11 protein-coding genes are annotated in these 15,101 nt (G+C 64.2%); 3 read left to right on the forward strand and 8 right to left on the reverse strand.

Annotated elements, in window-relative coordinates; translation table 11 throughout:
• Nucleotides 1-120 precede the first annotated feature (120 nt).
• Together QA645_RS35150 and QA645_RS35155 are read left to right on the forward strand one after the other, a co-directional pair.
• Nucleotides 121-3,528 (forward strand): acyl-[ACP]--phospholipid O-acyltransferase, encoded by a 3,408-nt coding sequence (locus tag QA645_RS35150; RefSeq protein ID WP_283045789.1) that lies wholly within the window; start codon nucleotides 121-123, stop codon nucleotides 3,526-3,528.
• Nucleotides 3,521-4,210: an alpha/beta fold hydrolase gene (locus QA645_RS35155; RefSeq protein WP_283045790.1), complete on the forward strand. Its 690-nt coding sequence runs from the start codon at nucleotides 3,521-3,523 to the stop codon at nucleotides 4,208-4,210. Before QA645_RS35150 ends, QA645_RS35155 begins: the two co-directional genes overlap by 8 nt.
• On the opposite strand, the gene QA645_RS35160 is transcribed toward QA645_RS35155, so the two are convergent.
• The 4 genes from QA645_RS35160 to tcuA form a co-directional block, all read right to left on the reverse strand.
• Nucleotides 4,203-4,754, reverse strand: a complete 552-nt coding sequence (locus tag QA645_RS35160) for a disulfide bond formation protein B (RefSeq protein ID WP_283045791.1) — start codon at nucleotides 4,752-4,754, stop codon at nucleotides 4,203-4,205. The two genes, QA645_RS35155 and QA645_RS35160, sit on opposite strands and share 8 nt — an antisense overlap.
• Nucleotides 4,755-4,779: 25 nt before the next feature.
• Nucleotides 4,780-4,938 (reverse strand): DUF5993 family protein, encoded by a 159-nt coding sequence (locus tag QA645_RS35165; RefSeq protein ID WP_254129137.1) that lies wholly within the window; start codon nucleotides 4,936-4,938, stop codon nucleotides 4,780-4,782.
• A gap of 72 nt (nucleotides 4,939-5,010) precedes the next feature.
• Nucleotides 5,011-6,117: a tricarballylate utilization 4Fe-4S protein TcuB gene (tcuB, locus tag QA645_RS35170; protein WP_283045793.1), complete on the reverse strand. Its 1,107-nt coding sequence runs from the start codon at nucleotides 6,115-6,117 to the stop codon at nucleotides 5,011-5,013.
• Nucleotides 6,104-7,495 (reverse strand): FAD-dependent tricarballylate dehydrogenase TcuA, encoded by a 1,392-nt coding sequence (gene tcuA, locus QA645_RS35175; protein ID WP_254129135.1) that lies wholly within the window; start codon nucleotides 7,493-7,495, stop codon nucleotides 6,104-6,106. Before tcuA ends, tcuB begins: the two co-directional genes overlap by 14 nt.
• A gap of 158 nt (nucleotides 7,496-7,653) precedes the next feature.
• Here tcuA and QA645_RS35180 point away from each other — a divergent pair, with 158 nt between their 5' ends.
• Complete coding sequence (locus QA645_RS35180; protein WP_283045794.1) at nucleotides 7,654-8,343, forward strand: GntR family transcriptional regulator; 690 nt, start codon at nucleotides 7,654-7,656, stop codon at nucleotides 8,341-8,343.
• Between the two features lie 118 nt (nucleotides 8,344-8,461).
• Here the strand turns inward: QA645_RS35180 and QA645_RS35185 are convergent, their stop codons facing one another.
• The 4 genes from QA645_RS35185 to QA645_RS35200 all read right to left on the reverse strand — a co-directional run bounded on the left by QA645_RS35185 (nucleotide 8,462) and on the right by QA645_RS35200 (nucleotide 14,952).
• Nucleotides 8,462-9,529, reverse strand: a complete 1,068-nt coding sequence (locus tag QA645_RS35185; protein WP_254135292.1) for a patatin-like phospholipase family protein — start codon at nucleotides 9,527-9,529, stop codon at nucleotides 8,462-8,464.
• A gap of 247 nt (nucleotides 9,530-9,776) precedes the next feature.
• Complete coding sequence (ybaK, locus tag QA645_RS35190; RefSeq protein ID WP_283045796.1) at nucleotides 9,777-10,250, reverse strand: Cys-tRNA(Pro) deacylase; 474 nt, start codon at nucleotides 10,248-10,250, stop codon at nucleotides 9,777-9,779.
• 227 nt (nucleotides 10,251-10,477) lie between these two features.
• Nucleotides 10,478-13,246, reverse strand: coding sequence for a formate dehydrogenase subunit alpha (fdhF, locus tag QA645_RS35195; protein ID WP_283045797.1), 2,769 nt, complete (start codon nucleotides 13,244-13,246; stop codon nucleotides 10,478-10,480).
• A complete protein-coding gene (locus QA645_RS35200) occupies nucleotides 13,243-14,952 on the reverse strand; it encodes an NADH-ubiquinone oxidoreductase-F iron-sulfur binding region domain-containing protein (protein ID WP_283045798.1) in 1,710 nt (569 codons plus the stop codon). Before QA645_RS35200 ends, fdhF begins: the two co-directional genes overlap by 4 nt.
• Nucleotides 14,953-15,101: the final 149 nt, after the last annotated feature.

Consider the following 15,101-nt stretch of genomic DNA (forward strand, 5'->3'; position numbering starts at 1 on the left):
GGGGACTGCGCAGGCCGATGACCGTCGTCACCCTGCAACCGCTCTCCCACACCCTTCCGGTCGTGACGTTTCACCGACAACGCAACAACCTCAGGCTGCCTCCCGAAAACAGGACTCGTCATGATCAGGGATTTGATGTCGTCTCGCCGCTTCGCGCCGCTGTTCTGGGCGCAATTTTTCTCGGCGCTCAATGACAACGTGCTCAAGAACGCGCTCGTCATCATCCTGCTTTACAGTGCCGCGACCGGCCACGGCGATGCGCTGGTGACGGTCGCAGGCGCCGTCTTCATCTTCCCCTATTTCATCCTGTCCGGGCTCGGCGGCCAGCTCGCCGACAAATACGTCAAATCGGTCGTCGCAAGGCGGTTGAAATTCGCTGAGATCTTCGCTGCGGCTTTCGCCGCCGCCGGCTTCTTCATGCACTCGGTGCCGCTGCTGTTCACGGCGCTTGCGCTGTTCGGCATCATCGCCGCCCTGTTCGGCCCCGTAAAATACTCCATGCTGCCGGACCAGCTCGAGCTCGGTGAGCTCGCGACCGGCAACGCGCTGGTCGAAGGCGCGACCTTCATGGCCATCCTGCTCGGCACCGTCGCGGGTGGCCAGTTCGTGGCCGGCTCCGCCCATATGGGCTGGGTCGCATCGGCCGTGGTCGTGCTGGCGCTGTTGTCGTGGGCCTTCGCCTCCCGCATTCCGCAAACGACGCCGTCCGCGCCCGATCTGCCCGTCGATGCCAATCCCTGGACCTCGACGCTCAGCCTGTTGAAGACACTCCACGCGGACCACCGGCTGTGGGACGGCACGGTGATCGTGTCCTGGTTCTGGCTGGTCGGCGCGATCGTGCTGTCGCTGCTGCCGGCGCTGGTCAAGGACGTTGTCGGTGGCAGCGAAGGCGTGGTGACGCTGTGCCTGGCGATCTTCGCGATCGGCATCGCCATCGGCTCGCTGTTTGCAGCCAGCCTGAGCCATGTGCGCCCGAACCTCGCGCTGGTGCCGATCGGCGCCATCATGATGGGATTTGCCGGCATTGACCTCGCCTGGGCCATCGGCGTCACGGTGAAGGGCAACGACATCGCGGCGGTCGATTTCGCAACCTCGTTTGCCGGCCTGCGCATGCTGCTCGACTTCGTCGTCTTCGCTTTCGGCGGCGGGCTGTTCGTCGTTCCGTCCTTCGCGGCCGTGCAGGCCTGGTCGGCTCCGAACGAGCGCGCCCGCATCATCGCCGCCGGCAACGTGCTGCAGGCCGCCTTCATGGTGGTCGGCTCGCTGTTCGTCGCGCTGCTGCAGGCGGCCGGATTGCATGTCGGCTGGATCTTCCTCGGCCTGGGTGTCGCGAGCTTCGGCGCGGTGTGGTTCGTGCTGACGAAATGGGGCAAGGAAGGCGTGCGCGATTTCGGCGGGCTCTTGTTCCGTGCCCTGTTCCGCACCGAGGTGCGCGGGCTCGAGAACCTGCCGCCTCCGGGCACACGCATGCTGATCGCGCCCAACCATGTCAGCCTGATCGACGGCCCGCTGCTGCACGCCGTGCTGCCGATCGACGCGAGCTTCGCGGTCGATACCGGCATCTCCAAGGCCTGGTGGGCGAAGCCGTTCCTGCGCGTCGTCAAGCACTACACCATGGACCCGAGCAAGCCGCTGGCCGCACGCGACCTGATCAAGCTCGTCGCCGCCGGCGAACCGGTTGTCATCTTCCCGGAAGGACGCATCACCGTCTCCGGCTCGCTGATGAAGGTCTATGACGGTACCGCGATGATTGCCGACAAGGCCGACGCCGTGGTCGTGCCGGTTCGCATCGAAGGCGCGCAACGCTCGCATCTCAGTTACCTCAACGGCAGCCAGATCAAGCGCTCGTGGTTTCCGCGGGTGACGGTGACGATCCTGCCGCCGGTCAAGCTGCCGGTCGATCCGGCCCTGAAGGGCAAGGCGCGCCGCAACGCCGCGGGCGCGGCGCTCCAGGACGTCATGATCGATGCGATGGTCAAGAACGCCATGCTCGACCACACGCTGTTCGAAGCGCTCGGCCACGCCTATCGCGACCGCGACACCGGCAAGGTCATCATCGAAGACGCGCTCGGCACCAAGCTGACCTATCGCAAGCTGATCCTCGGCGCGCAGGTCCTGAGCCGCAAGCTCGAAACCGGCACGATGGCCGGCGAGAATGTCGGCGTGCTGCTGCCGAACTCCGCGGGCGTCGCCGTCGTCTTCATGGCACTGCAGAGCATCGGCCGGGTTCCGGCGATGCTCAACTTCTCCGCCGGCCCGGTCAACGTCCTCGCCGCCATGAAGGCTGCGCAGGTCAAGACCGTGCTGACGTCGAAAGCCTTCATCGAGAAGGGCAAGCTCGACAAGTTGATGGCCGCGATTTCGGCCGAGGCCCGCGTCGTCTATCTCGAGGACGTCCGCGCCTCGATCGGCACCGCCGACAAGATCAAGGGCCTGCTCGCCGGCACCGCACCGCGCGTTGCCCGTCAGGCCAACGATCCCGCCGTCGTGCTGTTCACATCGGGCTCGGAAGGCACGCCCAAGGGCGTGGTGCTGTCCCACCGCAACATCCTCGCCAACGCAGCGCAGGCGCTGGCGCGGGTCGATGCCAATGCCAATGACAAGGTGTTCAACGTGCTGCCGGTGTTCCACTCGTTCGGTTTGACCGGCGGAATGATGATGCCGCTGCTCGCGGGCATTCCGATCTACATGTATCCCTCGCCGCTGCACTATCGCATCGTGCCCGAGCTGATCTACCAGACCGGCGCCACGATCCTGTTCGGCACCGACACGTTTCTCACCGGTTACGCACGTTCGGCGCATGCCTACGACTTCCGCACCCTGCGCCTGGTGATCGCCGGCGCCGAAGCGGTCAAGGACCGGACGCGCCAGGTGTTCATGGAACGCTACGGCATCCGCATCCTCGAAGGCTATGGCGTCACCGAGACGGCGCCGGTGCTGGCGATGAACACGCCGATGGCCAACCGCCCCGGCACCGTCGGCCGCCTGTCGCCGCTGATGGAAAGCCGCCTCGATCCGGTCCCCGGCATCGAGGAAGGCGGACGCCTCTCGGTGCGCGGACCGAATGTGATGCTCGGTTACTTGCGGGCCGAAAATCCCGGCGTGCTCGAGCCGCTCGCAGAGGGCTGGCATGACACCGGCGACATCGTAGCGATCGACGCCGCCGGCTTCATCACCATCAAGGGGCGCGCCAAGCGCTTTGCCAAGATCGCGGGCGAAATGGTCTCGCTGTCGGCGGTCGAGAGCATCGCGACGACGCTGTGGCCGCAGGCCGCGTCAGTCGCCGTGTCGATCCCCGACCAGCGCAAGGGCGAGCGCGTCGTGCTGCTGACGACGGAGAAGAATGCCGAGCGCAGCGCAATGCAGGCCCAGGCCAAGACGATCGGGGCCTCCGAGCTGACCGTGCCCGCAACGATCATGGTGGTCGACAAGGTGCCGCTGCTCGGCACCGGCAAGACCGACTACGTCACGGCAACGACGATGGCCCGCGAGCAAGCGACGCCAACATCGGAGCGCGAGGTTGCGTGAGATAAAACCCATCGCCGTCGCGCCGGACCTCCGGCGCGACGGCGTGGTCTTGCTTCACGGCATCGGGGTTGGCTCCTGGACGCTGAAGCGGCTCGAACGAGCGCTGCAGCGCCGCGGTTTCACGACGCTCAATCTCGACTATGCCAGCCGGAAGAGGCCTCTCGAACAGCTTGCGGAGGACATCCACGCGTCAATCGCCGCATTCGCCGAGCAATGCGGCGGCACGATCCACTTCGTCGCTCATTCCATGGGTGGCTTGCTCGCGCGCGTCTATATTTTCAGGCACCGGCCGGCGCGGCTCGGCCGCGTCGTGATGCTGGGCACGCCCAATCACGGCAGCGAGGTCGCGGATCTCGTGAAGGATCTCTCCGTCTACCGCGCAGCGTTTGGGCCGTCCGGCCAGCAATTGACGACCATCCCGGATCCCGTGCTCGCCGCTCTGCCGTCGCCGGACTATGCGGTCGGCATCATCGCGGGGTGTCGCACCATCGCGCCGATCGCCTCGGCCTTCGTCCTGCCGCGGCCCAATGACGGCAGGGTTTCCGTCGCGAGTGCGAAGCTCGACGATATGGCCGACCACATCGTCGTCAAGGCGTCCCATACCAGGCTGCCGCGCCACAGCGTTGCGATCGAGCAGACGATCGCCTTCCTGCACGACGGCCGCTTCAGCCCGATTACCTGAGCAAGAGATAGCGAACCGGATTGTCGTCGCATTGGCCGGCGCCACACTCCAGCACCGTGGACAGCAGGTTTGCGGCAACCAGCAACGCGAAGATGGCGAACACTGCGTTCGATGCCGGCCCGCTTATCGGCGCAGCGGCATCTCGCTCGCCGGCCAAATCCTTCAGGATGAAGACCAGCGCGACATAGCAGATCATGCCGACGGCCGCGATCAGCGCCCAGGTGTAGAAATGCAGCCCGAACAGCGCCGAACCATATCCAGCGTCGCCGGGTGCGAGATGCAGCGAGACTTGCCGCATCGAAATGACTCCCGTGACGAGGCTGGCGATCAGGATCATCGCATAGTGCGACGGACGCTCACCGACGCGAATGTTGAACAGGAACCCCATGCCGATCGCGATGAAACCAGCCCGCTGCAGCAGACACAGCGGACATGGCAGCTCGCCGAGCGCAAGCTGATAGAAAAACGCGACCGCCAGAACCAGCGAGATCCCGAGCAGCCCGAGCATGTTCAGGACCGCACCGACCGATCGTTGTTCGCTCATTTCCGTCGTGCTCATCTCGCCCCCGTCAGAACGAGAACTTCAGCGGATCGGTCGCGTGGTGAAAGAACCATGCGATGGTGACGACGATCGTCGCGCTCCAGAGCGCATAGCTCAGTCCCGCGCGCGAACACCAGACCGACGCGCAGCCTGCCAGCGCCAGCAAGAAAGGCAGAAACATGTACATGAGCGCGGGCTCCCCCAGGCGATTCGCGCATCGCGCGAGCGGCGCAAGAGATACGTCAGCCCTGCACGCCCCTCAAGAGCCGGCTTCGCTGCGCCGCTCCTGAGCGTAGCGCACCAGCGCCGCGAAGCGATAGATGCCGTGCACGAACTTGCCATAGGGCATGGTGATGAACAGCGCGAACACCGCACCGAGATGCAGCGCCAGCAGCGGCCCCATGGCCGGAGTCTCGCGCAGGAGCAGAAGCAGCATGCCGGTGAAACCGGTCAGGAACAGCATGGCGATGAAGCCGACATCCATGCCGTAACGGTTCTCGTCGAGCAGGGCCGGATCGCGGCGCGTTTTCGCGAGGAACAGGCCAATCGGACCAACGACGAGCCCGATGCCGCCGAGTGTGCCGAGCACCACGGGCAGATCCCACAACGGATACGGCGCCTCACGGCCGAGAAGATAGTGGTACAGCGTAGCGACCGAGGTCGCGGCAAAGCACAGCAGGAAGCCATAGAACGTCAAATGATGGAAAAGCTTGCGACGGTCGGTCGGCGTGTCGTCCTCGTTGTAGCAACCGACCCCGCCACCATGGAGATAGCGCAACTCGCCGGCGTCCCGGGTGGCCTGGAAAATGGAGCCACCATCAGCCCGCCCGCCGATCGGCGTGCCGATGTCGCGCCAGAAGGCGCGGACGCTCATGACCAGTGCGAGGATCGCATAGAGAAAGGCTGCGCTGAACAGCGCGGCCATCGCATTGTGCGGCATCAGCTTGTAGAAGGCGCCGGGACCGGTGTGCACGCCAAGCAGCACGCTGCGATCGTTCAGGGCCGCAAAGCCGAAGATGAAGGCCGCCATGCTCAGTGCAGCGACGATGCTGATGACGAGGCCATTGCGTGCGAAGGCGCCGGACAGCGCCTGCGGCCAGGCATAAGCGGCATAAGATTCGGCGCGCGCGACCGCCAGCGTCTTCGGGACGTTGACGTTGAACTCGTGCGGCGGCGAGAACTGGCAATCGACGTAGCAGGCGCCGCAGGAATGGCAGAGGTTGGCGAGGTAGTTGAGATCGCCGTCGGAGAAGGCGCGGCGCATCTCCATCGCGGGAAATACCGCGCAAAGACCCTCGCAATACCGGCAGGAATTGCAGACCGTCATCAGACGGTCGGCTTCGTCCAGAATTCTAGTTCCGTGCATGTTTCGCCGCTTCCCGTCCTGCGATCCGCCCGAACACGCTGCCGATGGTCATGCCCATGCCGGCGGCATACCCCTTGCCGAGCACATTGCCCGCCATGATCTCGCCGGCTGCGAACATGTTGGCCGACGGCTTGCCGTCTGCCATCAGCATCCGCGCCTCCTTGTTCACACGCGTGCCGAGATAGGTGAAGGTGATGCCAGGCCGCACCGGATAGGCGAGATAAGGCGGCGTGTCGATTTTGCGCGCCCAGTGCGTCTTTTGCGGCGTGATGCCTTCGGTGCGGCAATCATCCAGAATGGTGTGATCGAACGTGCCGGGCCGCACCGCCGCGTTGAATTCGGTGATGGTCTTTTCCAGCGCGGCCGGGTCGAGCGTCAGCTTGCCGGCAAGCTCGGCGATCGTCTGCCCGGCGATCGGCGGAAACAGCGTCGGCATGAACGAGGTGACGACAGTGGAGTCAAAGATGATGTAGGCGATCTGGTCGGGCTGCGCCGCGACCAGCCGGCCCCAGATCGCGTAGCGCTTCGGCCAGATGTCCTCGCCTTCGTCGTAGAAGCGCTGCGAATGCTTGTTGACGACGATGCCGAACACGACGGAGTCATGCCGCGTAATGATGCCGCCGTCGAATTTCGGCGCGCGGGCATCGATCGCAACCGCATGGCACTGGGTGGGATCGCCGACCTCCTGCACGCCCTTGTCGAGCAGCATCTTCAGGATCGAGCCGCGATTGTAGGGCGTGCCGCGGATCAGGAAATTGTCGGCTGCCTCGCCCCAATATTGCTTCAACCATTCGATGTTCGCCTCAAACCCGCCGGCGGCGGCAACCAGCGACGTCGCGCGGACCTCGGCCTCGCCGTTGATCGGCCGCTTCAGGCGCGCGGCGAGAAACATGCCGTCTTCGATCACGAGATCGGTGACCTCGGCGTCATATTCGACGTCGACGCCGAGCCGCTCGGCGGTCAGATAAAGCGCGTTCAGCATGGCGCGGCCGCCGCCGAGGAAAAAGGAGTTGGTGCGGCCGAGGCTCAGAGTACCGCCAAGCGAGGGCTGCCAGCGCACGCCCTGTTCCACGATCCAGTTCAGGATGTCCTTGGACTCCCGGATCATATGGCGGGCGAGCACCTCGTCGGTCTGGCCGCCGGTGACGCGCAGCAGATCCTCCCAAAACTCATCCTCGGTGTAGGGACCGGTCAGGATTTCGGTCGCGGCGTCATGGGCACAGCGCATGTTGCGGGTGTGGCGGGTGTTGCCGCCGCGATAGAACTTTGGCGCACCTTCGAGCACCAGCACCGAGGCACCGCCGCGGCGCGCCGCGATCGCCGCGCACAGCGCTGCGTTGCCGCCGCCGATCACCAGCACATCGTATTTGCCGCTCATACCGTCAGTCCGATGCGATGAAGTTAGAGACATTCTGCCCGCAGGCAGCCCCGGTCAAGGCTGGCAGCCATTGCGTACTTTTGTATACAAAGATATACAGACGCGATGCAAGCCGCATCTCTGCATGGGCAGGATGCGCATTGCGAGCCCGAGGAATCATGGCCAGACGCCCGGCAAAGGCAGGCGGATCGATCGCACGCGGCGGTGGCGTCGCGCTGGGCGAAGCGGTGTTCCGCTCGCTCTGCGAGGCCCTTCAGGCCGGCAGCTACCGCGCCGGCGATCGCCTGCGCGAGGAAGAGGTCGCGCAACGGCTGAAGGTCAGCCGCACACCGGTGCGGGAGGCGCTTGGCCGGCTCGCCGCACGCGGCTTCGTTGAGCCCGCCGGCGGCCGCGGGCTGATCGTGCGCAACCTCGACATCTCGGAGGTGCTTGAGCTCTACGCCATGCGCGAGATCATGGAAGGCGCCGCCGCGCGCCTCGCCGCGGAGCACGCCTCCGCACCAGAGATCGACGCACTCAGGGACATCGAGCAGGCCTTTGTCGAGGCATCCGAGGCCGCCGAGATGGCCGGAGAAATGGCAAGGCTCAACCGCGCCTTCCACGAGGCGATCTGCCGCGCCGCGCGCAACCGCTATCTCGACAATGCCTCGCGCGAGCTGCAGGACTGGATCGCGCTGCTCGGCCCGACCACTTTCACCGTGACGGGACGGCCCTCGACCAGCCATGGCGAGCACCAGGGCATCATCGAGGCCATCGCGGCGCGCGACGGCGACAAGGCCGAGCAGCTCGCGCGCGCCCACATTCGCGAGGCGCTGCGCTGCCGGCTCAAGCTGCTGCAGAAGCAGTAGGGCGTTTGCGCATGAAAGTCAGCTCCCGCGGGTTTAGCGGAGGTCGCCCCGTTTGGTCGGCATCGACTGCTTATGACCTGAAGCGTCCGCGGGGCATGCCGCCGGGACGCGTCTGATATCAGAGGTAGATCTTATCGAGGTCCACCGAGGATTCGACGCCGAGTTTGACGAAGTTCTTCGCGAGCCAGTCGTCCGCGCATTTGCGGCCCTGATCGCGAAGAAAAATCAGGAAATCCCAGTCGGCGTTGTACTTGCTGGTCGGCGTGAGCGCGCCCATGAAGCCGTCATCCGAGATGCTGTGGATCAGCACGCTCTTCAGCCCGCCATCCGTGACACGCTTTTGCCTGATCAGGCTGGTGACGAAGCCGATCGCGCGCATCTCCCGCATCAGGGACGAGTTGAAGCTGATCTCGTTGATGCGGTTGAGGATATCGTCGGCCGTGCGGGGCACATCTGTGCGCAGCAACGGGTTGATGTGGACAATGACGGTGTCGGCGCTCTCGCAGTTGTAGATTAGCGGGAAAATTGCGGGATTTCCCATATAACCGCCGTCCCAATAGGCTTCACCGTCGATCTCCACCGCATGAAACATAGTCGGGAGGCAGGCCGAAGCCATCACTGCATCGACCGAGATCTCCTTTTCCGCAAAGATCTTCACCTTGCCAGTGCGAACATTGGTCGCTGACAGGAAGAGTTTGACCGGACAGTTCGCTCGTTGCAATACGCCAAAATCGATCGACTGCTCGACCACCTCACGTAAAGGGTTGTAGTTGATCGGGTTGAATTGATAGGGCGAGAGCATGCGTGTCACGAAGCCGATCATTGAGAATATCGGCGACCATGACAGCTTGTGATCGCCCAGCATCCGGTCGAACGGACTCGGCTGCAACGGCCCACGCCTCGCTGCCTCACTGACACGCTTCCAATAGTCGGTGAGCGCCTTGTGCGCGCCATCACGACCGCCAACCGTCAACCCGTATGCGAAGGCCGCGGCATTCATCGCGCCGGCGCTGGTCGCACTCAGTCCATCAAAGGCCAATTTCTCTTCGTCCAGCAGCCGATCGAGTACACCCCAGGTAAAGGCGCCATGCGCGCCACCTCCCTGAAGCGCAAGGTTGATCTTCCTGACCTGGTTGGAGGTTGGCTCAAGCCGCTCCCCGGCGTTACGCTCCGCACTCGCATCCATGGAGGCCATCGGCATCCCATCTGATTTGCTACGGTCGTTTCATTGCCTTTGAAAGCTCTTTGATCTGCTTGTCTGCGAAATTGCGCGTTTCCACAGAGCCGGATTGGCGCTCTGGCGGGTCTTGAGGATTAAATGATCCAAATCGGAAATGCTAGACAAGTCCATGTCGCTCCCATACCCGACCTTGGCATCCCGAGAGAGAACGCGGGCGCAGGACGCCAACCTTTCTCTGTTTTCTTGAGTGCCGTCACGCCAGCACGTCCGCCACCACCGCCTTCACGACATCGCGCACATCGGTCGGCTTCATCCGCACCTGCAAGCCACGCTGGCCGCCATTGAGATAGACCAGAGCATGCGCGAGCGCGCTCTGCTCGATCACGGTGCGGACCGGCTTGCGCTGCCCGAATGGGCTGATACCGCCGACCTTGTAGCCGGTGACACGCTCGGCCTCCGTCGGTTTCATCATCTGCGCCGACTTGCCGCTCACGGAAGCGGCGAGCTTCTTCATCGAGACTTCCTGGTCGGAGGGTACGATCACGCAAACCGGCTTGCCGTCCACCAGCGCCATCAGCGTCTTCAGGACGCGAGCCGGATCTTCGCCGAGCGCCGCGGCGGCCTGGATCCCGATGCTTTCGGCATCGGGATCATAGTCGTAAGCGTGAACGGTGAAGGCAACGCGGGCAGCTGTGAGTGCGCGGGTGGCGGGGGTGACCTTGGACATGGGCGATGTGTAACACCGTCAGCGGCGAAGCGGCATAGGCCGCGGCACGTGTAGCTGTCGTCCCGGCGAACGCCGGGACCCATAACCCCAGGAAGGAGTTTGGCTAAGGCTTGTAGTCCGGGACTGCGACCGTCAGCAATTGATGGACCACGCGGTATGGGTCCCGGCGTTCGCCGGGACGACAGCGGTTGGTTGGCCAAGCCGTCGCGTCAAACACCAGAAAGACGCTACTCCGCCGCGTCCCTCATCTCCGCGCGTTCGGCTCTCGCGGCGCAGAACTTGAATTCCGGGATCTTGCCGAACGGGTCGAGTGCCGGGTTGGTCAGCAAGTTCGCTGCCGCCTCTGCGTAGCAGAACGGCATGAACACCATGTTCTCCGGCACGTCGCGGTCGGAACGGACCTTGACCTCGACGGCGCCGCGGCGGGTCTCGAGCCGAATGAAATCGCCGGGCACCAGCTTCTTCTTGCGCATGTCCTTCGGCGACATGAATGCGACCGCCTCGGGCTCGATCTGGTCGAGCACCTGGGCGCGACGCGTCATCGAGCCGGTGTGCCAGTGCTCCAGCACGCGACCGGTCGAGAGCACCATCGGATATTCGTCGTCTGGGACTTCGTCCGGCGGAATGACATGGGCCGGCACGATCTTGCCGCGACCGCTCGCGGTCGGAAATCCCGTGGTGAAGATGATCTCGTTGCCCGGCTTGTTCGGATCATCGGCCGGATAGGTGACGGCGCCTTCGCGCACCAGCCGCTCCCAGCTGATGTTCTTGAGCGACGGCATCAGCTCCGCCATCTCGGTGTAGACATCCCCCGGGCCGGAATAATTCCAAGGCAGGCCCATGCGCTTGCCGATCTCCTGGATGATCCAGAGATCCTGCCGCGCATCACCCGGCGGCTTGATCACCTGACGCGCGAGCTGGACGCGACGGTCGGTGTTGGTGAAGGAGCCGTCCTTCTCCGCAAAAGCAGAGGCCGGCAGGATGACGTCGGCATGGAACGCGGTCTCGGTGACAAAGAGATCCTGCACCACGAGATGATCGAGCATCGCCAGCGCCTGGCGCGCATGCTGGAGATCAGGGTCGGACATCGCGGGGTTCTCGCCCTCGATATACATGCCCGTGATCTCGCCGGCGTGAATCGCATTCATGATCTCGACCACGGTCAGGCCGCGCACGGGATCGAGCTCCTGCTGCCAGAGCTTTTCGAAACTGCCGCGCAGATCGTCGCGGCCGACGGGCTGGTAGTCCGGCAGGAACATCGGGATCAGGCCGGCATCGGAGGCGCCCTGCACGTTGTTCTGGCCGCGCAGCGGATGCAGCCCGGTGCCGGGCCGGCCGACCTGGCCGGTGATCAGCGCCAGCGCAATCAGGCAGCGCGCGTTGTCGGTGCCGTGGACATGCTGGCTGATGCCCATGCCCCAGAAGATGATCGACGATTTGGCACGCGCATAGGTTCGCGCCACCTCGCGGAGCGTCTGTGCCGGGATTCCGCAGATCGCCTCCATCTTCTCCGGGGTGAATTCCTTGATCTTCTCCTTGAGGTCCTCGAACCCCTCGGTGTAGCCGGCGATGTACTGGTCGTCGGTCAGGCCTTCGGTGATGATCGTGTTGATCATCGCATTCAGCATGGCGACATCGGAGCCGGGCTTGAACTGCAGATGCTTGGTCGCATGACGCGACAGCGTCTGCCGGCGCGGATCCATCACGAACAGCTTTGCGCCGTTCTGCTTGACCGCGTTCTTCATGAAGGTCGCCGCGACCGGATGGTTCACGGTCGGGTTGGCGCCGATCACCCAGATCACTTCGGCATCCATTGCCGCCGAGAACGGCGCCGACACCGCGCCCGAGCTCAGGCCCTCGAACAGCGCCGCGACCGATGAGGCGTGGCACAGGCGCGTACAGTGATCGACATTGTTCGAACCGAAGCCGGTGCGGACCAGCTTCTGGAACAGATAGGCCTCTTCGTTCGATCCCTTGGCCGAACCGAAGCCGGCTAGCGCCTTCACACCCTTCTCGTCGCGGATCTTGACGAGACCCTTGGCTGCGATGTCGAGCGCTTCATCCCAGCTCGCTTCACGAAAATGCGTGAAGGGATTGGCGGGATCGACCTGGTCGTTGGAATCCTTCTTCGCATTCGGCAGCCGCACCAGCGGCTTCGTCAGGCGATGCGGATGATGGATGTAGTCGAAACCGAAGCGGCCCTTGACGCAAAGACGATTGTGATTGGCGGGGCCGTCGCGGCCCTCGGCATAGATCACCTTTTCGTCCTTGACCTCATAGGTCACCTGGCAGCCGACGCCGCAGAACGGGCAGAGTGAATCTACCTTCTTGTCCGCGTAGGTCACGCGGGTCTGCTTGTCGTCGAGCATCACCGCCGGCATCAGCGCACCGGTGGGACAGGCCTGCACGCACTCTCCGCAAGCGACGCAAGTGGACTCGCCCATCGGATCGTCGAAGTCGAACACGATCTTCGAGCCATGACTGCGGTAGGCCATGCCGATGACGTCGTTGACCTGGACCTCGCGGCACGCGCGCACGCAGAGGCCGCACTGGATGCAGGCGTCGAGATTGACGCGCATCGCCGGATGGCTGGCGTCGGTTTCCCAACGCTCGGCAGCGGGGAAGCGGCTCTCGGTGACACCGGTGGTTTCTGCCCAATGCCAGAACTTCGAATCCGGGTCGTGGCTGGTCTCGCGCGCCGGCTGATCGGCGACCAACAGCTCCATCACCATCTTCTGGGCAGACACCGCACGCGCGGATTCGGTCTTCACCTTCATGCCCACCGACGGCGTGCGCTTGCAGGACGCGGCCAGCACGCGCTCACCCTCGATCTCGACCATGCAGGCGCGACAATTGCCGTCGGGGCGATAATCCGGCGCGGGCGAATAGCAAAGATGCGGAATCTCGCGACCCTGACGTTTTGCGACTTGCCAGATCGTCTCGCCGGGCTTGGCTTCGACCTGCTTGCCGTCGAGCTCGAACGTAATCTTGGTCATTCGGCCGCTTCCTTGAACTCGTCAGGGAAATATTTGATCACGGAAGACAACGGATTCGATGCCGCCTGTCCAAGCCCGCAGATCGACGCATCGCGCATCGCCTGGCTCAATTCTTCCAGCAACGCGCGGTTCCAGACCGGCTTCTGCATCAGTTGCGCCGCCTTCTGGGTTCCGACGCGGCACGGCGTGCACTGGCCGCAGCTTTCGTCCTCGAAGAACTTCATCAGGTTCAGCGCCGCCGCACGCACACTGTCCTTCTGCGACAGGATCACGATTGCCGCCGATCCAATGAAGCAGCCGTATTTCTCCAGCGTGCCGAAATCGAGCGGGATGTCGTCCATCGACGCCGGCAGAATGCCGCCGGAGGCGCCGCCAGGGAGATAGGCGTAAAACTGATGGCCGTCGGCCATGCCGCCGCAATATTCGTCGATCAGCTCGCGCACGGTGATGCCGGCGGGAGCGAGCTTCATGCCGGGGTTCTTGACGCGGCCCGAGACCGAGAAGCTGCGCAGGCCGTGGCGTTCGTGGCGGCCATTGCCCTTCCACCAGTCGGCGCCCTTCTCGACGATGTCGCGTACCCACCACAGCGTCTCGATATTGTTGATCAGCGTCGGCAGGCCGAACAGGCCGACCTGGAACGGATAAGGCGGCTTGTGCCGGGGCAGGCCGCGCTTGCCCTCGATGCTTTCGAGCAGCGAAGACTCCTCGCCGCAGATGTAGGCACCGGCGCCGCGGCGCATGTGCAGCGTCGGACCGCCCGCGGGAAGTTTTGCGAGCTCGCGCTCGAGGATCTCGCGGGAGGCCGGATACTCGTCGCGAAGGTAGATGTAGACGTCGGAGGCCTGCACCACATGCGCGCCGATCAGCATGCCCTCGATGAAACGGTGCGGATCGCTCTCGAGATAGACCCGGTCCTTGAACGTGCCGGGCTCGCCCTCGTCGCCGTTGATCGCCATCAGGCGCGGACCGGGCTCACCGAGCACCGCGCGCCATTTGCGCCCCGTCGGGAAGCCGGCGCCGCCGAGGCCGCGCAGCGAAGCGTCGTCGAGACCCTTCAGCAGATCGTCCTTCGACATCTCGCCCGAACGCACGCGACCCAGCAGCTTGTAGCCGCCGCCGGCGACATAGGCGTCGTAGTCGATATATTTCGGCAGATGCGCGTGGGTGTCGCCGCTCTTCGCGGCCGCCATCACATTGGCGACGGTCGCATGGTCGACGAAGTTGTGGCCGACTTCGGCGGCCGGCGCCGTGTCGCAGCGGCCGACACAGGGCGCACGCACGACGCGGATGCCGGGTCCCGATGCGCGCTGCAGATCCTCGAGCAGCTTTTCACCACCGAGCATCGCGCAGGTCAGCGAGTCACAGACGCGGATGGTCAGCGGCGCGATGTCAGGCTCGCCTTCCTTCACCACATCAAAATGCGCATAGAACGTCGCGGTCTCGAACACTTCGGCGAAGGCGAGCTTCATCTCGTCGGCGAGCGCGGCAAGATGCGCAGCCGAGATCTGGTGATATTTGTCCTGGATCAGGTGGAGATATTCGATCAGGAGATCGCGCCGCCGCGGCCTGTCGCCGAGCAATTGTTCGATCTCATGGGAGGCAGTCGGATCGACCTGCCGCCCCTTGGGCGTGGCCTTGGCGCGCCGGCGGCCCTCGCCCGGATGCTCGAATTCCCTGACCTTGTGAACGTCGTCGTTGCTGCTCATGGAAACGTCGCGTTCTCCTCAAAAGCGCGATGATCTCAGGGCGGGATTGCCATCGCGATCCACCCTCATTTCCAGACCTGACACTCGGGAACCGCGTCGCACGCGGCCCTGAGGTCAAGCCTCATTCCACGCAACTCTAGCCGCTGGTA

The sequence above is a fragment of the Bradyrhizobium sp. CIAT3101 genome (assembly GCF_029714945.1).
Lineage (GTDB): Bacteria > Pseudomonadota > Alphaproteobacteria > Rhizobiales > Xanthobacteraceae > Bradyrhizobium.